This is a genomic window from Pelagicoccus sp. SDUM812003, from assembly GCF_031127815.1.
Taxonomy (GTDB): Bacteria; Verrucomicrobiota; Verrucomicrobiia; order Opitutales; family Opitutaceae; genus Pelagicoccus.
The window spans coordinates 169650-188060 of sequence record NZ_JARXHY010000002.1 but is presented as its reverse complement, the minus strand read 5'-3'; the positions used below and the strand labels follow the sequence as shown (position 1 = coordinate 188060).

Sequence of the window (18411 nt, the reverse complement as noted above, 5' to 3'; positions counted from 1 at the left end):
CCATGGAAATTCATCCTTACCTTCTGTTTCGCGACAGCGTTCGCTACTGGAAGCGCAAGCCTTGGCAGGCGCTTTTTTCCATTATCCTTCTCTCGATTGGCACGGCGGCTGTGGCGGTGCTCTGGACTGTCACCGACACGGTGGTGCGACAACCACTGCCGTTTCCGCAAAGCGAGCAGCTTTACGGAATCCAGTCCGTCGACCAGAAGACTGGCAAGATCGTCAACTACATGGCCTTGGCTGACTTTAGGGACTTTCGAGAGAACCAGGAGAGCTTCGATGGTCTGTTCGCTTATCGGGGGCAGTTTTTGAACTACAAGGAAGAGGGCGGCACCACACGCCAGCTCTTTGGAGCCAAGGTGACGCGCGACTTCGCGCAGGTATTGAGAATCCACCCGGAAATGGGGTCGTTTTTTGGCGAGGAGGATTTCGCTTCCGAAAACGCCCGATCCGCGGTGATTTCCTTTGATCTCTGGCAGAACGAGTTTTCCGGCCGCGAGGATATTGTTGGTTCGTCGATTTGGTTTGATGACGAGGTCTACACCATTGTCGGGGTCATGCCCAAGTCGTTCAACGAACCATCCTTCGCCGACGTTTGGTCTCCGTTTCCCGATGTGACGGGCGAGTATTTTATCAGAGATTCTCGATACTGGAGCGTCGTAGGTCGCCTGAAGAGCGGAGTGTCTGAGGCCGAGGCGAAGCGAGACGTGCAGCAGATCGCGAGCGATCTGGCCGAGCAGTATCCAGCCACCAATCGCGGTCGAGGCGCCACCATTGACGCCTTGCAGACCATAATCGTAGGAGATTTCACGACGCCCCTGATCCTGATATTCGTCGCGGTGAGTCTGGTGATGCTGGCCACTTGTCTGAATCTCGCGAACATACAGATGATCAGCGGACTGCAGCGGAAAACGGACCTAGGGATCCGGCAGGCCATCGGCGAAAGCGTGCACCAGGCCTTCACCCGAGCGTTCGTCGAATCGAGCGTAGTCTGCCTGCTGGGGTGCGGTCTCGGTTGGCTCCTGGCCTCCTTGACTCTCCTGAATATCGGATCGCTGCTACCCGATATGTTTCTTCCTCGCTTGCACGAGGTGGGAATTTCGAATCACTTGGGATGGACAATCCTAGTGATCGCGTTGGTCGCCAGCGTCAGTTTCGGCATATTGCCGGCGATACAAGTAACCCGAGGCGATCCCAACGACGCCTTGAGAAGCGGGGAAGCTCGCCACGGTTTGAGCAAGGAGAGCGGCCGAAGCCGCAACGCTCTGCTCGCGGCGCAAATCGGCATCGCGATCGCGATTCTGCTATCGGCATTGGTGGTGGTGTACGAATACCAGCGCTTGAGGGATTTGGATCTCGGGTTTGACGAAAACAACCTTGTAATGATCACCATATCTCCGGGGGAAAGCCGGATGTTCGATCTGCCAGGGCTATCGGAATACTACCGCGAGCTCGAGGAATGGATCGGCGGGCGTGAAGAGATACTGAATACGACCTCCGCTTCGAGCGCTCCGTTGACGGGAATCGAACTCGAATTCGGATTTCAACTACAGGGGAGGGATCTCGTAGCGGAGCGTGACGAAGCAGTCACAGCCGGTTACAACAGCGTCAGTTTGAACTACGTCGATACGCTAGGAATCAAACTGCTCCACGGCCGCAGCTTCAACGCATGGGATAACTTGGAGTCGCAACGCGTAGCGATGGTGAATCAAGCCTTTGTGGAAGCGTTTCTGAGCGACGGCTCGGATCCCTTGAGCCAGCAGATTCAGATCATGCCTTGGATGTCGCCGGGATTTCGCCAAGTGGTCGGAGTGGTGGACGATTACGCGCAGGTCACGGTGAGCGACCCGCCGAAGCCGCAAGTGCTGGTACCTGCCACGCAAAGCCCATGGATCTTCACTACGATTTTAGCGCGCGCTCGAAACTTGGATACGTTCAGTGTGGACCGATTCCGAACCGAGATGAGCGATCGCTATCCGGACCTGGGCATCACCGTCGAGACCATCGAAAGCGTGCTTGATCGTCACCTTTCCATCCAGTCGCTGATGTATCTTGTATTCATGGCGTTCGGGCTGATCACGCTTTTTCTTTCACTATTCGGAATTGGCTCGCAAATGGCTTTCAACGTATCGGAACGCGCTCGGGAATGGGGAATCCGGTTGGTGCTGGGCGCCCGCATCGGACAGCTGAACCGCCTGGTGGTATTGAAGCTTATCGGACCACTCGGTTTGGGCATGGCCCTCGGGGTCGCCCTGTTTGCAGGGGCGTTTCGGTACTACGGTCGATTCGGAGGCACTCTAGACACCGCGTTCTACCTTAGCGGCTTAGCGTTGGTCGCTCTGGTGGCTTTGGCGAGTGTGGGCACGACCTGGTTCGTGTCCGATCGCATCACACGGACAAACCCTCAAGACATTATCAAATCCAACTAGAATCCAAATCATCGATACAAAATGAAAACACTGACGATTATTCTGCTGGCTTTCGCCACTTCCCTCAGCCTGTCCGCTTCGGATGAAACCATACTATCGCAAGCTAAGGAAGCGGTGGCGGCGGGAGCGTTCGACAAGGCGGCCGAGGCGCTTGCTCCACTGGTGGAAAGCGGGGACAACGCCATGGCCTTGTACATCCTAGGGAAGGCGGAGATCGGGCTCGGCAGGTACGATGACGCGATCAAGACCTTAGGCGCTTCAATTGAAGTCGATGGAGGCTTCGCGGACGCCTATTCGCAGCGGGCGCTCGCCAGGACCTACAAGGGGATGGGTATGAACATGTTCGCTGCGGGGCCGGTCTTCATGCGCTCCATGGACGACTACAAGAAGGCGATCGCAATCGATCCCGACTGCTTAAGCGCTCACATCGGACTGAGTCGCTACTATAGCAACGCTCCAGCGATTGGCGGTGGCAGTATGAAAAAGGCGCTTGCCCATGCTGAAGAGGTCCTTCGGTTGAATCCGTTTCTCGGATACAAGGAAAAGGGATTGGTGCTTCAGCTGCAGAAGCAGCACGCAGAGGCCGTCGGCCTTTTCCGTAAGGCGGTGGAGTTGAACGACCACGACGCGGAGCTTCACTTTCAGCTCGGTCGATCGCTTCGGGAATTGGAGGATGTGGAGGGCGCTGTCTCCGAATTCAAGCGAGCGTTGGAGCTGAATCCCGACTACCGGGAAGCGAAGGAAGCTCTGGAGAACAGCTAGACTCGCCCGTCGAAGGTCTTCTTAGGTAATAGCGAGTCGAGGCGTTGCATGTCCGCGGAGCCTGGGTTTGCTGAGTCGGTTTAAGACTTCTCGCAGCCCTCTCTCTGGATATGAACGAATCGAAACGAAACTTTCCACCGCTCAGCAAATTCGTCTATGGCACCACGCGTTTAGGCCACGCCGACGTAGCGATGGGCGATCGCATGCGCATCGCTCGGGCGGCAATCGACTCCGGCGTCTGGTTCCACACCAGCCGCCAGTATGACGACGCGCTGGAGACGCTGGGCAAGGCCTTCTACGAGGATCGAAGCAAGGCGCCGCCACTCATCGTGAAGCTGGGTAACAACAGCATCGATGAAATTCGCAATACCATAAAAGAGAACATAGAGCCGTTGGGCGTAGATCACATCGACGTGGGGCAGCTCTGCCTTGGAGGAGATTTCGCGAAATCCTTTGCGACGGGAGGCAAAGCGCAAGACGAGCTGCGTCGCCTCAAGGAGGACGGATTGGTGCGCTCGTTCTTCTACGAAGTGTTTCCTTGGACTTCCGAGGCGCCGTACGAGGCCCTGGCGTCGGGACATGGGCACGAGCTGATAGACGCTTTCATTTTCTATCTCAATCCATTGCAGCGATTCGCCGACAACAGGCTTTGGGATCTGATACGGGAGAGGAATTTTCCGGTGGTGGGCATGCGAGCGGTATGCGGAGCTCCGGTCCATAAGCTCCGGGACGTGCCCGGCGCGGCGTGGACGCCGTACTTGCAGGAGCGCGCGGTAGAGGTCGCGCCGATCTTTGAAGCCTCCGGCATCGAAAGCTGGGTGGAGTTTTGCATGCGGTTTTCCTTCAGTTTTCCCAACGTGAAAGCGACGGTGGGCTCCTGCAGTCGAGTGGAGAACTTGGAGGAATACCTGCGTATCGGAAAGCAGGATACGATCGAGCCGTTGCCTTCGGAGATCGTTGAGAGCATCGAAGCTTTGCAGCGTCGCTGGTCGGACGAAGTGGACGTGAAGGCGGAGCCTTGGACCATGTAGCGTGGATCAGGTATTCTGGATACAAAAAGGCTCCCCCGGAACGGAGGAGCCTTTCGTGAGAGTTCTATAGCTTGCTACCGCTTAGAACGTAAAGGTGTTGGTCACCTGCCAGGTCATGCCTTCCTGGATGCTGTATACGCCGGGAGAGCCGTCTGGCTGAACGCTGAGAGGCTTCAGCTCGGGTTCCTCGCCGATATTGCGCAGGTTGAGCTGAATGCGCCAGGTGAGGCCGTCGGTGAGACGGAAGTCCTTACCTGCCCAGAGGTCGAAGTGCTGCTCGTCGTCGCTCCAGTGTGGCTTGTTGATATCGAGGTTGTCCTTCGCGTCGTTTAGACCGTAACCGATGATCTTTCCGTCTTTCCAACGATAGCCACCACCGACATTGAGGCCAGCGAACTTGCCGTCGGTGAAGTTGTAGTTGGTCACCATGTTGAAGCTCCAAGGAGAAAGCTCAGCTGCGAGCTTGCCGTTGGTTTGGAGCTGGAACTGGTAGGCTGACCAGATGTTCTGGTTGAAGTAGGTACGGAGGCTGTTGTCGCCGCCCCACCAGAGGCGGAGATCGCCTGCCGGGCTGGAGTACTTTTCGTACGCGTCTTCGATGTAGGCTACCAGATCGTCACCGAGTTTGGTCTGATAGGCGTCCGTCTTGGAGGCGTTCACGGAGATGGACCAGTTGTCGGTGAGGTTTCCGAGGAGCTCGTATTCGACCCCCTTGGATACGTAGTCGACGGTACCGGTTGGCCAAACGCCGTTGATGCGTCCGCCGCCTGCTGGTTGCACGCCGCCAACGCCAGACGTTGGCGTCCAGCTGTTGATAGCTCCCTGCCAGTCGCCTGCTGCAGCTAGGTCCACATCGACCGGGAAACCGTAAGCGTCGAACCAGGATTGATCGTTCATCTGGGACAGCCAGCTTTCGATTGCGGCAGTCTGCTTGACCGTCGACGGGTGGTTCAGGAAGGTTTCGCTGGTGACGTCGTTGTAGGCGCCGTCCCATGCTCCGGGGAATTCCTCGGCGCCGGCAACGGAATTGCCGTCGACGAGAGCCCAGTTCCAGTACCAGTTCCATCCAAGAACGCCTTTTTCCGCGTCGGTGTAAGCATCTGGGTTGGCCTGTACTTCGCGTCCCGCGAGGTCGAGCAGCGCGGAAGCGGTGCCCCACGCCTCGAGGTTGCGGAGGTAGTAGGTGTTGTTTCCGAGGGTAGCAGTTTCGCTGCTGACGCTGGAGATGTTCGCGTCGGTGACGGTGGTTTCGTAGAAGGTCGTCTTAAAGGTCAGACGATCGTCGAGCGTGTTGATCACGAATCCGTAGTCTTCGGTGTAGCCCTTCGAGTTGGGAAGAGCGGCTCCGCCGAATCCGAAGCGGTTTTGCACGCGAGTGTTGCGACCCTCGTTGTAGGAGAGGGAGATGCTGGTACCCCATGGGAGCATGTCGGCGATATTCTTCGGCGTATGCAGCACAACGCCCCAGCTCGTGCTGTCGTCGGAGACCTCGAAAGAGCTCTTCAGGTAGCGCGGGTCCGGGAGGGCGTAGCCGTATGGGTTTTCAGTCTTGCCGTCATCCAGGAAGGAAGAGGACGATGAGGCGTCGCGCAGGGATTGCGTGTCTTCGCGGTAGCCCCAGGTGGGAACCAAAACACCGTCGAAGAACTTGCCCTGCCAAGTGATACCCTTGGACTCGGTGGTGACTTCATTCTTCGAGATGTTCGTGTACAGCTTGTCGATGTCGCCTGCGTCGGCGTTGAGGATGTTAAAAGGCTCCGAGACCCAGCCGACGTAGTTGAGCGGATTCTCGGCCTGAGTGCTATCCTGGCTTTCGCCATTGATGATGGAGCCATCGGTCCAAGGCGCTCCTGGATCCACGTTGGAGTCCCAGTGCGAATCGAAGTACGGAATATCGTATACGCCTCCGATGGACTGCTTTGCGGTTACGCCTGGCAGGTTGAGTCCGGAGGCGCTGCTGCGTCCGCGAAGGTCGCCGCTGAGGTAGGTCATCCAGTCGACGATGGTATCGCCGTTGATGAGACCTTTGTTGGAAGCGACGGTGGTGTAGTTTTCCATCCAGTCGCCTTCAACGCCGTAGCGTACCCAGTCGCGCGATTCCGTCTCGTAGGTTTCTTCGCTGTAGACCGCGTTGAAAACGTGGCGACCGAGCCATTTGCCAAGCCCGTCCTGACCGATGATGTCGCGGAAGTCCACGTCGGCGAATGCGGTCAAACGATCGTTTTCGCGATCGGTGAGGCGAGCGCTGTTGGTTCCACGGGTGCTTGATCCGACGAAGGCGCGTCCAGCGTTCGGATTCGGCACGACCTGATCCTCCATGTACCATGGGTAGTACATGAGGTTCTCGCGAATATCCACGGAGATGTAGGAGCCGTTGAGATTGCGGGTTTGGCCGTCGTCGTACTTCTGGCGGTCGAGCACGAGCTCGTAACCGAGCTTGTTGTTGAAGAAGGTCTGCTCCCAGGACAGGTTGTAAGCGTCCCAGTTCTGCCATTCCCTCTTGTTGGGTCCGTCGATCAACACGTTGAAGAAGTCGAATACGGTGTCATCGGTGAGCGACTTCGTCTTGTAGAAGCCGGAGTCGGCCGACTCGAAACCTGGCACGCCCGCCTGGTTGGCGTTTTTCGCAAACTCGTTGTAGCTGCCGATACCGATGTTCGAGCCGTAGGGGAAGCCGTCAATGGCGGCGTCCAAGGAACCGTTGGCCCCGAGTCCGAAGAAGGTCGTGGCGCTGGCCTGTTCCCAGCGGGAGGGGCTGGCGGAATCGTAGCTGTCGAAGGTGAAAATCGGGTTCGCCGTGGACTGAATGCCCGGACCAGGGTACTGCACGGTCCAGTAGTTCTGAGTCTCGCCTTCGATTGTGGTGGTGGCGTAGCCGATGATGCCCGCTTCCCAAGCGTAGTAGGGATCCCATGTCTGCCTGTTGATGGCATTAGGGTCGAAGAACGGTGAGATGCGGTCCTGGGGCGGGAGGACTCGGGGGCGGTTCGCCTCGATTTCTCCGCTTTCGAAGGTGCCTCGGATCTGGGTCGAGATGCTGTCGGTCTGCAGGGCGCTTGGCTTGTAGCGAAGCGATACGAAAATACGCTTGTCGTCTTCGAACGCGGGTTTCTGGCGGTACTTCTGGTTCTCGTTCAGGAGGGCCACGCGCACAGCGAGCTCGTCTTCGATGATGGTTCTATTCATATCGAAGGTGGTGCGGATGGAGCCGAAGCTTCCGAAACCGAGCTCCGCTATGGTCTCGTTCCCGAAGAACGCCCGGTTGATGCCGGTATTGATGATGCCAGCTGGAGAGCCGATGCCGAAAAGGATGGAATTCGGTCCACGCTGAAGTTCGACGCGCTCCACGTTGAAGGAGTCCCAAGGGATGTCGGACTGGAAGTAGTCGCGGGTGTTGTCGGCGGAGTCCAGACCGCGCACGCGGGTGTTGTTGTTGGGCGCTACGAAATTGGCGCTTTCGCTCACACCATCGATGTAGGTGTTGCCGACACCAGCGAAGTTTCCGCCCACGCCGCCAACTTCAGTATTGGTGGTGTAGGTCAGCAGCGACTGGTTGTCGGTCGCGTTGGTGTCCTTGAGGAAGTCCTTGGTGACGACGCTGATTGACGAAGCGATGTCCTTCAGGTCGGTTTTGATACGAGTACCGGCCAAGGACGCTGTGGCTCGATAGCCGGCAGAGTCATCAGCCGTGACTTCGAAGGGCGAGAGTTCGAAGATTTCATCTTCGTCGTCAACCTCGTCCTGCGCGACGCCGAATTGCGCTGCAAAGGGGGCGGCGCAAGCCAGCAGGAAGTAGCCGCAACGGCTCTTCCAAGGGTAGCATGGGTTGTTATTCATATTTTGTGTTTGTGTGTCTGACTGGTGAGATGGGGAATATATCGCTAAATTGGGGTGTTGCGATAAATCAGTAAGGTGTAGAATGTGGATGACTAAATCGAAACGGGGTACAGTGGAAGGGACGCCCTCTAGGCGGAGAGATTTGCTTTAAGCTATCAAGGCTAGCTCAATCGGTGGGTTTCTGAGCCGGGAGAGGGATATTTCAAGCGTGGGGTGGGGAGTTTCGAAAAATCGAAGTATAACCTAAGTACTAGTAGAAATTAGTCTTTTGCAATGGAATAACGATAAATCAAAACACCGAAAAGATGCGGCAAGTCAAAGCTATTGTTAGAGTGAAATAACGAGGGTCTTCCCCGGAAAAGCGCGGTTTCGAAGATAAGTATTTGCTGGCATACAATTCTTGATCTCGATTGAGCATCTGTTTGTAGAAATCGGGTCGGGCATGAAGCGGGATCTGGTTTCTTCTCTCGGCTGGACGAGGCGTCTTTTTACGGTGACAAGGCGGGCGCTGTAGTGATTGGCTGATTTCCTCCTGGCGTAGTAGATTGGTCCGAGCCTGGATATTTCCTGAATGCGAGCGAAGTGAGGGCTCCTCCGGGTTTGCGTTTCGATGAGCGGGCCCGGTGTCAACAAGAGCGATTGTTCCGCCTTGAAATAGTCTGAGCTGAAAGACGGCTTTCTAGTTCGCAGCCGCATAGGGCTTCCGTCTCGCTGAGAACTGTTTGCTCTGTGCGACGAGTGGGGGCCTGCAATTCCTAACCAAGCCAGAGACACACTGCTTCCATCTGACCGGTATGTGGCGCTCCGTGCCAAAAGCTCCGAGACCTGCCCGGGCGGCCTGGACGCAGTACATGCAAAAGCGCGCGGAAGAAATGGCGCCGATCCTTGAAGCCTACGGCATCGAAAGCTGGGTGGAGGTTTGCGTGCGGTTTTCCTTCAGCTCCTCCAACGTGAAAGCGACGGTTGGTTCCTGCAGTTGAATAGGGAACTTGGAGGAATGCCTGTGTATCGAAAAACAAGATACGAACAAACCATTGCCTTCAGGGATCGTTGAGATGATCGTAGGCTCTGCAGCGTCGATGGTCGCACGCAGGGGACGTGAAGGCGGAGCCTTGGGCCCCATAGGTGAAGGGGGAGTGTAGCAGGAGGCGTTTATCGGAATGCCTGCTCGAAATTTTCCTTAAGGATTCTGAGGTCCTCAGGAGAGTGATTTGGAAGCTCCATCAGCTTGCTGATCCACAATCGCGCTTCGGCCCGCCTCTTGGCCATGATGCTAGCTTTAGCGAGCACCACGTAAATGTCGGGATTGGAAGGTTCGCGCATCATTGCAGCCTCAGCTTCGCGCTTCGCTTCGAGAAGGTTTCCCTGCATCAGAGAAATCATGGCGAGCTGAACGTAGGAGCGCCCCTCGTGTGGCTGGATGCGTTTGGATTCTTCGAATTCACGCTGAGCTTGCTGATAGAGACCGACCATAGCGTAGCGCCTGCCGTTCATGTAGTGCAGGTAAGCGGAGTTCGGACAAAGCGGAAGGGCGGTGTCGAGCGCTAGGCTCAGAGCTTTGTAGTCATCAAGCTGCATCAAGACGTTGACAAGTGACGACCAAGATTCTGCATCCTTCGGGTCGGCTTCAACCGCTATTTCAAAGCGTTTTTTCGCTTCCAGCATCTCGCCCTCCTGTAGATGGATATTGCCAAGTTGGCGGTGGTAGGCGCCTGACGAAGGGGAGAGGGATATCGCTTTTTCGAGCAGCGATTTCGAGAGTTCTCGATCGGTAGTGACAGCGGCGGCCACGCTGAGCTGGTAGGGGTCGAAGCAGTCTTTCCAGAGGTCGTTCAGCCAGGGATCCGGAAAGTCGACGTATCGGCCAAACGATTTGACGCGCGCTATTTCCGCAAGCTGATCCACGCCCAGCTTCTCGAGCGCGGTGGAAAGCAAGGCCCATGCTCCGGTAAAATTCGGGTCTATGGAGACTGCGTTTTCGAGGCGACCTCGAGCGGATGCCCAGTTCTCTTTCGCTACGTCGCAGCGAGCAAGTCCGAGCAGCGCGTATTTTTCATTTGGATCGCTCTCAAGGATGGACTGAAGGATTTCTTCGGCTTGGTCGACCTGGTTATTCTTGAGGCGCATTTCGGCGAGTCGGAGTCTGGGGGCTCGCTCGTTTGGGGCGAGTTCGACAGCTTTGGCTTGAAGCGGTAGCGCTTCCTGCAAGCGACCGTACCCTGCGAGCAGGTTTGCGAGGGAATGCGGCCAAACCGGATTTCGAGGATCGAGCTCGCAGAGTTCGCGGTAGACATCAATCGCTTTTGATTGGTATCCATTAGCATGGTACAGGCGTGCGAGACGTTTGAGACCTTCGAGTCTTCCCTCAGGGGTTAGCGAGCTTTCTTTTGCCGCTTCAACTTCGGAGTGGTAGAGAGCTTCGGGAAGGGGGGTGTCGATGTTTCGAGAGTCCGGTCCGTTTCCGCACCCGAAGACAAAAAGAGAAACGAGCAGGCACGCTACAAATTGATTGGGCTTTCGAGAAAAAGGCATACAAAAATCTATCTCTTGCTCCAAATGTGTACACGGCTGACGTGCCCCCATGGCGGGTAGGCGAGAAAACCACCTGTCACAAATTCCGGATACGCGTCGCCCTCTAGATCGGCGGCGACGACGCTTACAAGATGAGTTGGAGTATGGGCGATGACTTGTGGAGTGAATGTTTGATTTCCGTCATTGATGTATGCCGTTATGGATACTGAGGCTGGATTGTCCCAATCGTTGAAGCCGCTCACGCAAACAATGTCGATATCTCCATCGAGATCCAGATCTGAGCCGACGGGGCTGTACGCTCCGGCGAAGTCGGCAATCCGATGATACTGGAAATTACCTTTTCCATCGTTTTCAAGCCATTGCACACCATGCCACGGACGAGAGCCAGGCTGAGCGTAGTCGAAACCGTCGCCATTGGTGTAGAGGATATCAGTGCTTCCATCCTGATTGAGATCGCACAAGCTGATTCCGCTGCTTCCAAAGTCTTCGTTGGTGGACCCAAAGATTATTCGGTCGCTAAAGCTGCCCTGTCCATCATTCTCAAAGAGGTGAAGCTCTTCGTACTGCTGTGAAATAATAGCTACAATATCGAGTGAGCCATCGCCATTGAGATCTTCGATACAGACATTGACCGCTCCGGGCAGACTGGATAGATCGTTTTCCTCGAAATTCCAGCCTCCGTTGTTTTTCAGCCAAGTGACTTCTCCTTGCTGGTATCCAAATTTTCCTACAGCTAGATCGAGCAGGCCGTCACCAGTGAAGTCACCTGCTCGGACGTCGGTTACCCGGTAGGTGTCGGTGATGATGTCGTGTCGTTTGAAGGTCTCCTTGCCCAGATTTTCTAGGATGATCACGGAGCCGATAAGATCGTTGTTCGGGAAGACTTGTCCCATGCAGGAGAGCAGTAGATCGAGATCGGAGTCCCCGTCCATATCGACCGCTTCCACATGCACGGGTCCGGGCAGGTCCTTTGCGACTATGCGCTCGTGGTAGCGCCCTTTAGCGGTTTGGCGTATCCAGCCGACGGTGTTCGTCTGGGCGTCGCATGCGAGGATGTCAGTCAAGCCGTCTCCATCGAGATCAACCACGTTCACATGGGTAATCCACGGCCGGTCGGTGCTGGGGATGCCCACTTCTCGATTCGAGTATGAGATCGCTCCATCTTCACCGGACTTCGCTTGGTGATTCTGCTTCTCTGCAGAACATCCGCCCAGCAGAAGCGTGGCCAATCCTGCGACGATGCGAAAGGATATTGCTTTGAGCATTCGGTGTATTGAAAGAGTCATGACGAAGGTTCAGCGAATTCGTTTGTATAATGGGGGTAGGAGATGGTGCGATTCAGGCGCATCCTTGTTGTATCAGGCTGACGATCGTGAATCGAGAATCTTGGAGGATTGGAATCCTGTCAATCGTGGCGCTTGATTGTCTGGGCTTTTTAGCTGAAGCGATCGAAGAAAAAAGACCCCTCGCGCGAGGGGTCTTTGAAAGGGTTTTCGAATACGCTTTGGGCCGCCTAGAAGGTGAAGGTGTTGGAGATCTGCCAAGTCCTTCCTTCGGGGATACGTACGGCGGCGGGACTGCCGTCTGGCTGCACCGTGATCGGGATAAGGTCGTCATCGTCGAGCACGTTGCGCACGTTAAGCTGGATCCTCCAATCGACTCGATCATTGAGAGGGCGACTGTAGCCCACCCACATATCGATATTCTTTTCAGCAGGGCTGGTATACGGATCGGTCAGATCGAACGCGCGAGGATCGTCGATCGTCGCTCCGTCGAGAATCGGGTAGCCGACGACCTGTCCGTCCTGCCAACGGTAAGCGCCGCCAATGTTCAGGCCGCCGAGAGCTCCGTCTTCGAACGAGTAGTTGGTGATGAGGTTGAAGCGCCATGGGCGTAGTTCTGGCACGTTGGCGCCTTCCTGCATTCGGTAGAGCCAGTAGCCCGACATGTATTCGCGAGTGAATTTGCCCAGCAGGGTTTCGTTCGGATTGTATCCACCATTCCAGAAGCGTACGTCACCGACGACACCGACTTGCTCACCGTCGAGCATGACTGGCGTGTTGTAGATTTCGTAGCGATTTTCCGTCCATTCAACCAGAGATCCCGCCATATTGATGCGCTGGGCTTCGGTTTTGGAGGCGTTCGCGGTGATATTCCAGTTGTTGGTGGGCTGAGCAGCGAATTCCAACTCGAGACCTTCGGAGTGCGTATCGCCAGTTACGGTGAAGCCGTTGGGTTCTGAACCAGCGATGAAGTTGCCTTGGTCGGCCGATGCGATGTCGATTGCCCAGAGCTTATACCAGGAGTCTTCCAGTCGGGTGTCCATGTAGGCCTGTGTGATGGCGTCGCCAACGGCTTGAGCGTAAGCAATATCCTCGTCGGACCATCCATCCTCAGGTGTTTCGTCGCCAGCGATACCGAGTGGATCATAGCCTTCGGTATAGTTTGCCCATCCGCCAACGTTGGCGCGAAGGAGGTTGCCTCGAGCGAAGCCATATCCCCAAGCCTCTGCGCCCCAGATCATGTATGCGCCACCGAAGCTGTCGAGTTTTGCGTCGGAAACGTCGGTCTCATACCATGTGGCACGGAACGAGATTCTATCCTCTAGCATAGAGATTCTGAAACCGTAGTCCTCGGTGCTGCCTTTCGGGGAAGCGATCGGGTTGCCGTAGACATCGATTCTTCCGGCGGACGGCTGAAAGTTCTCGGATTTGTTGTACGAGAACGATATTCCGGTGTCCCATGGAAGGGCTTCAGTCCAGGCATCTGGGACGTGAACGACCATGCTGTAGCTTTCGCTGTCGTCCGCGACGATGACATCGGGCGAGTAAGGTAGACGGTAGTCTGGAGATTCAACCGCAATGGTATCGCTGCCATTTGCTCGTCGCGGCAAGTCGCCGCCGCCGAGAGAGTAGGACTCCTGCTCGTCGTGACGGATGCCTATGCTGGGAACTACGTGCCCGTTGAGGAAGTAGCCTTGCCAGTTGAGAGCCCACGACTCGGTTTTTGTCTTGTTAAGCGACGCGTTGGTCGTGAGAAGATCGCGATCTCCTTCCACGTCGCTTATCAGGTCGAGCATGTAGTCGGAACCGTTCCAACCCAGGTAGTTTGCTGGATTTTGGGCCTGTGTTGACTCATCTCCGTACTGGTTGACCCACACGGCGTCCGGGTCGACGTCTGAGTTCCAAGTCAGATCGAAGACCGGCAGAGGACCGTTCTTAGGAATCTGTGGAGCGTACAAGCGGCCGATGTTGGCGCCTCGGATGCTCGATCGGTCGGCTATATTGTCGGATAGATAGGTGAGCACATTGACGGTTCTGTTTCGGAGAAGAGGATCGCCTCCGATGTACTCCAATCCGTATTCGAGCGGAGCGGCGTAGCGGAACCAGTTGCGATTCTCCCACTGGTGCTCGTCATTGCTTAGGAGGCCTGTGAACACGTGACGACCTATGAAGTTCGAGAGTGCGCTATCTCCCATGCTGTCGACGGCATCAAACTCCCCGAAGAGGGTGAGTCTCTGAGCGGACCTTTCCGAATCGTAGCTGTTGTTGGCGAACTGATCAGAGATCATTGCGGCGCGTCCGTAGTTCGGATTGACCGAACCGTCGACGAGGTGGTTGTTCAGGTCGATGGTGATGGCCTGCCCGAAATCGGAGGTGAGGTTGGTCTGGCCGCGGTCAAGACTCTCCTCATACACAGCAAGATCGTAGCCGACCTTATTGTTGAGGAATGTCTGCGAGAAGCTCGCATTGAGCACGTCGAAGTTCGACCATTCGCTCTTGTTGGGACCGTCGATCAGCTTGTTGCGGAAGTCGAAGATGGAAGTGTCCTGCAAACGCTCGTCCTTGTAGAAGTCGTAGTTGTCGGCGGTCTGCAAAGTCCCCTCGAGATCCTTGCGGCCAATCACGCCCGACATGATCGTCCATGGCAGGGTGACCACTGAAGTTACGTTCTTCGAAATATCCGTGGTCATCAGAGAGTGCTCTCCGCTGGTTGGATCATCGAAGACAGCTACGATACCGCCGTAGTTTCGGCCGAAGGCGCCAACTGCTTTGTTGAAGTACTTGGAGTTGTCGCCGCGGATGCCTGCTCCGAGGTCGCCCGCCGCGCGCAGGGCCGCAATGGTCGGTCCATCGCTTTCACCCAGGGTTAGGGGATTCATGCCTCCCGCTTGGCGAACAGCTGCGAGATCCGCATTGGTCCACCATGGTGAGATCAAGTCTCCTGGCGGCATGATGCGAGGGCGGTTCGCGTCGATCTGGCCGTTTTCGTACTTCACATTCAACTGCGTCGACATGCTTTCCGACTGCAGGAACTTTGGTTCGTAGCGGACAGCGGTGAAGATGCGCTGGTCTTCGTTGAAAGCGGGATCCTGCTGGTACTTGGTATTGCTATCGAGAACCGATACTCGCAACGCGAGCTCGTCTTCCAAGATGACGAAGTTCTTATCTAGAGATAGGCGGGTTGAACCGTAGCTTCCAAATCTGACCTCGACAGAGCCTTCGTTTTCGAAGTGAGCGCTGTTTACAGATGTGTTGATGATGCCGGCGGGCGCTCCGATGCCAAACAAGATGGCGTTGGGGCCGCGTTGCAGGTCGACTCTTCCCACGTTGTAGGAATCCCAGGGCACTCCTGTCAGGAAGAAGTCCCGAGTATTGTCGGCTTGGCTAAGACCGCGAACACGGGTGCTTTCGTGTGGAGCCATACGTTGGCTCGTGTCATCGAGAGCATTCCCATTTCCCAAACCCGCAAAGTTGCCGGCAAGACCCGAGACTTCTGTGCTCGGCGTGTATTGCAGAAGGGTTTCATTGTTGACCGCTCCGGTGTCCTTGAGGAATTCCTCGGTGACAACGCTGATCGCGGAGCCCACATCCTTCAGGTCGGTGCGGATGCGGCTTCCTGCCAATGTTGAGGTGGCGACGTAGCCGGTCGATTCATCCGCGGTCACCTCGAAAGGGGAAAGCTCGAAGACTTCCTCCTCCACGTCGTTTGCCGAATCTTGTCCATAGCTAGCAGAGGTAGCCATGGCGCAAGCCAGCAGGAAGTAGCCGCAACGGCTCTTCCAGGGGTAGCATAGTTTGTTATTCATGTTCGTGTTTGTGTGTCTGACTAGTGAAAAGCTTATTCGGAAGATATAACCTTAAATCACCCCGGCCTGCTGGACTGGCTTTCATTTTCAAAAGGGGGTATCGGGTAACGATCAGCGCTCTTTCTTTCAGCCCGCTTCCAATGAATCAGGCGTCAGGTAGAGAGTCGGTTTTGGGATCAGTGGATTGGGGTGATGCAGGTGCTTAATTGCTATTCAAATGCTCCATTTGGAGTATGAGAAAAATGCTAAATAAACGATAAATCAGGCCATGGATTTTCTTACTCCAAGTCAATCGAATAGTAGATTTCCAGGTGTATCTAAGCTGATATTTCCTGTCTGATATGTGCAGAGTGTACGGATCTTAGATCCCCGTCATATCATCTTAGAATCCACCCGGCATCTGACCGTTTTTCAACTCAGGCGCGCTTGTTTTTCGCCTCGATCCATCGGCTCATGAACTCGGTGCTTCGATGCTGATGATGACGAAGGAGCTGGCCGATGAAGTTGCTTCGACGGTTTTCCCAGCGCTTGCTGAAGGCCTCTGAGAGCAGTTTAGGAAGCCTAGGCAGCCACTCTCTTTCGGAGAAGCGCTGGCGGGCGATCGCGAAACCGCATTGCTGAGCTTTCGTCCAGGCCAGAGGATCTTCATGGAGCGAGGCGCTGGCGGAGGCGAAGGCATTCGGGTCTTCGCAGATTTCGCTGCCCCAGGGGAGGCTCCCGGTCATGCCTTCGGCCGCGATGGGGCTAGCGAGGCTCGGTGTCCCTGCGAGAAAACCGTCTGCGAGCTTGCCTTTCAGACCTGCCCCGAAGCGGAGAGGAGCGAGGTTGACTCGGTAGTGGGACAAGGTTTCGACCGCCTGCTCCGCTCGGCCGCGCAGGTGGAAGCCGAGTTCAGGCTGGTGCAATCGTTTGGCTTTGTCGGGCAAGTATGAGCCATAGACGTGGAGCTCGGCCTTGGGAAGCAGGGAGCGAATCTTGGGCCAGATCGATTCGCTACAGTATCGGACCGCATCCCAGTTGGGTTCGTGCAGGAAGCTGCCGATCATGACGAAATCTCGCCGCTGATCGAAGCTTGGCAGAAGCGCTTCGGTCGGATCGGGCAAGGCGAATGGCCAGTAGGCCACTAGGAAATCCTTGATTTCGAATTCTGTCTCGAGGAGGTGGATTTCGTATTCCGAAATCATGAGGGTGAGATCGCAGCGATAGAGACTGGCGATTTCCCTGAGGGCGATCGGATGCGAGGAGACGCTGGTTTCGTTTCCAGTCTTCATCGCCTCGTGGCGAGCCATTCGAAGGCAATGGAGGTCGCTGGTGTCGAGCGCGCGAAGGGCGCCAGGGACGGACTTTTCGACCCGCCATCCGAACTGCTCCTCGGTCATGAATCGATCGAAAACGACGACCTCTGGATCGAGATCGGCGATCCATCGGTCGAAGCTCGAGTCATTCACGGCTATGGGATGGCAGGGGATGCCCCATTCTGCTTCAAGATCCGCGCTGTATGCGGTTTCTTGAGCGGCGCAAGCGAAGCTCAAGTCCCAGTCGGCCTCTTGGAGGCTTTTCACGATCTGGAGGGTGCGAGATCCTGCGGCTGAAGAGGTTGGTTCGGGCCAGACTTTTCCTATGATCAGGCAGCGCATGCCTTCATGGTCGGATTTTCAGGCGTTGCGTGGCGAGCCAAAGCATGGGAGCTTGTCCGTGGAAATCGCCCGAGTGTCGAGGCCGATTTAGATAATAGCTGGCGTCCTTGCTTTGACCGGTGCCGACGCAGATGTCCTGCAGGTCCCCTTGCTCGTCGAGGCGCCGCAAGAGGCTAGTCCAAGCTTTGTCCACAGGGGCTTGGTAGGCGTGGGCGTCCAGCCAGCCGTGGTTGATACCGACTTGCATGGCGTACGCGAACATGGCGGTGCAAGAACTCTCCTCCCAGGAATCCGGGCGATCGATGAGCTGTGTCCACATGCCGGATACCTGCTGATAGTCGAGCAGCGACCGCATCATGGTTCGATAGCGGGCTAGGATCTCTGGGAAGAGCGGATGGGTTTCCGGCAGCGATGACAGTACCTCTGCCAAGGCCGAGGCGCACCAGCCGTTGCCGCGACCCCAAAGGAAGGGAGCGTCGGGCCCGTGATGGAAGAGCCCGTTTTCTTGCTGGAGGCGAGAAAGGTAGGCATGAAGGAAACGAGCTGCTCGGTCCGCGTAGGTCGGGTCTTCGGTGGCGCGAAACGCCTGCATTTGCAGCAAGCCGACCATGTACATGTCGTCGATCCACCAACGCGTTTCGGAGGTTAGTCCGCTCGGAAGCGGATCCTCCCATTGGCGATCGGCGAACCGCAATCCGAAGGCGCGTTGCGTTTTGTCTCCAGTCGATAGATACGCTTGCAGCGGGATTGCCCCGATCACGCTGAAGTCCACGTGAGGCTCCGCGCTGATCAAATCGCTGCCGGGTTCCAGCAGCTTTTGGTAGCGGGAGGCGATCGCTTCCAGTCGGGCTCGATCTTCGGTTGCGCTGCAAAAGCGCATGGCTCCTATTGCGGCGCAAGCTTCCGCATAGTGTAGGCCGTGTTCGCCGTAGCGCATGTAATCCTCCCTCTGCAGGAGATTGTCTACGAGCAAGGCTCCAGTATTGATCGTTTGCCCGGCTCGGGTGTCTTGAACGTGGCTAGCGAAAGCGACGAGGCAAAGCAGTGGCGGAGCGAAGCGTGATAAGGCTCTCATATTTGGGGGGAATCGATTC

9 protein-coding genes are annotated in these 18411 nt (G+C 56.2%); 3 read left to right on the top strand and 6 right to left on the bottom strand.

Annotated features, from left to right (window positions below; translation table 11 throughout):
* Positions 1 to 2 precede the first annotated feature (2 nt).
* From QEH54_RS02995 to QEH54_RS02985, 3 genes are all read left to right on the top strand, one after another.
* The gene (locus tag QEH54_RS02995) at positions 3 to 2429 is read left to right on the top strand and encodes an ABC transporter permease (RefSeq protein WP_309017138.1); all 2427 of its coding nucleotides are present in this window, start codon (positions 3 to 5) and stop codon (positions 2427 to 2429) included.
* A gap of 21 nt (positions 2430 to 2450) precedes the next feature.
* Positions 2451 to 3191, top strand: coding sequence for a tetratricopeptide repeat protein (locus QEH54_RS02990; RefSeq protein ID WP_309017137.1), 741 nt, complete (start codon positions 2451 to 2453; stop codon positions 3189 to 3191).
* Between the two features lie 110 nt (positions 3192 to 3301).
* Complete coding sequence (locus QEH54_RS02985; protein ID WP_309017136.1) at positions 3302 to 4222, top strand: aldo/keto reductase; 921 nt, start codon at positions 3302 to 3304, stop codon at positions 4220 to 4222.
* An 81-nt stretch (positions 4223 to 4303) separates the two neighbouring features.
* Here QEH54_RS02985 and QEH54_RS02980 read toward each other — a convergent pair whose 3' ends face one another.
* The 6 genes from QEH54_RS02980 to QEH54_RS02955 form a co-directional block, all read right to left on the bottom strand.
* Positions 4304 to 8059 carry a TonB-dependent receptor plug domain-containing protein gene (locus QEH54_RS02980; protein WP_309017135.1) on the bottom strand — a complete coding sequence of 1252 codons (3756 nt, stop codon included), beginning with the start codon at positions 8057 to 8059 and terminating at the stop codon, positions 4304 to 4306.
* A gap of 1152 nt (positions 8060 to 9211) precedes the next feature.
* Positions 9212 to 10591 (bottom strand): tetratricopeptide repeat protein, encoded by a 1380-nt coding sequence (locus QEH54_RS02975; protein ID WP_309017134.1) that lies wholly within the window; start codon positions 10589 to 10591, stop codon positions 9212 to 9214.
* Between the two features lie 8 nt (positions 10592 to 10599).
* Positions 10600 to 11856, bottom strand: coding sequence for a VCBS repeat-containing protein (locus tag QEH54_RS02970; protein WP_309017133.1), 1257 nt, complete (start codon positions 11854 to 11856; stop codon positions 10600 to 10602).
* Between the two features lie 248 nt (positions 11857 to 12104).
* Complete coding sequence (locus QEH54_RS02965; protein WP_309017132.1) at positions 12105 to 15680, bottom strand: TonB-dependent receptor plug domain-containing protein; 3576 nt, start codon at positions 15678 to 15680, stop codon at positions 12105 to 12107.
* Between the two features lie 416 nt (positions 15681 to 16096).
* On the bottom strand, positions 16097 to 17242 hold the full coding sequence (locus tag QEH54_RS02960; protein ID WP_309017131.1) for a glycosyltransferase family 4 protein: 1146 nt from the start codon (positions 17240 to 17242) through the stop codon (positions 16097 to 16099).
* Between the two features lie 79 nt (positions 17243 to 17321).
* Entirely contained in the window at positions 17322 to 18392 is a 1071-nt protein-coding gene (locus tag QEH54_RS02955; RefSeq protein WP_309017130.1) for a glycoside hydrolase family 88 protein, read from the bottom strand.
* Positions 18393 to 18411: the final 19 nt, after the last annotated feature.

Coding starts and splice junctions, on each gene's coding strand:
- QEH54_RS02980 (WP_309017135.1), bottom strand. CDS start 8,059: ATGAATAACAACCCATGCTACCCTTGGAAGAGCCGTTGCGGCTACTTC.
- QEH54_RS02965 (WP_309017132.1), bottom strand. CDS start 15,680: ATGAATAACAAACTATGCTACCCCTGGAAGAGCCGTTGCGGCTACTTC.
- QEH54_RS02955 (WP_309017130.1), bottom strand. CDS start 18,392: ATGAGAGCCTTATCACGCTTCGCTCCGCCACTGCTTTGCCTCGTCGCT.
- QEH54_RS02970 (WP_309017133.1), bottom strand. CDS start 11,856: ATGCTCAAAGCAATATCCTTTCGCATCGTCGCAGGATTGGCCACGCTT.
- QEH54_RS02975 (WP_309017134.1), bottom strand. CDS start 10,591: ATGCCTTTTTCTCGAAAGCCCAATCAATTTGTAGCGTGCCTGCTCGTT.
- QEH54_RS02985 (WP_309017136.1), top strand. CDS start 3,302: ATGAACGAATCGAAACGAAACTTTCCACCGCTCAGCAAATTCGTCTAT.
- QEH54_RS02995 (WP_309017138.1), top strand. CDS start 3: ATGGAAATTCATCCTTACCTTCTGTTTCGCGACAGCGTTCGCTACTGG.
- QEH54_RS02990 (WP_309017137.1), top strand. CDS start 2,451: ATGAAAACACTGACGATTATTCTGCTGGCTTTCGCCACTTCCCTCAGC.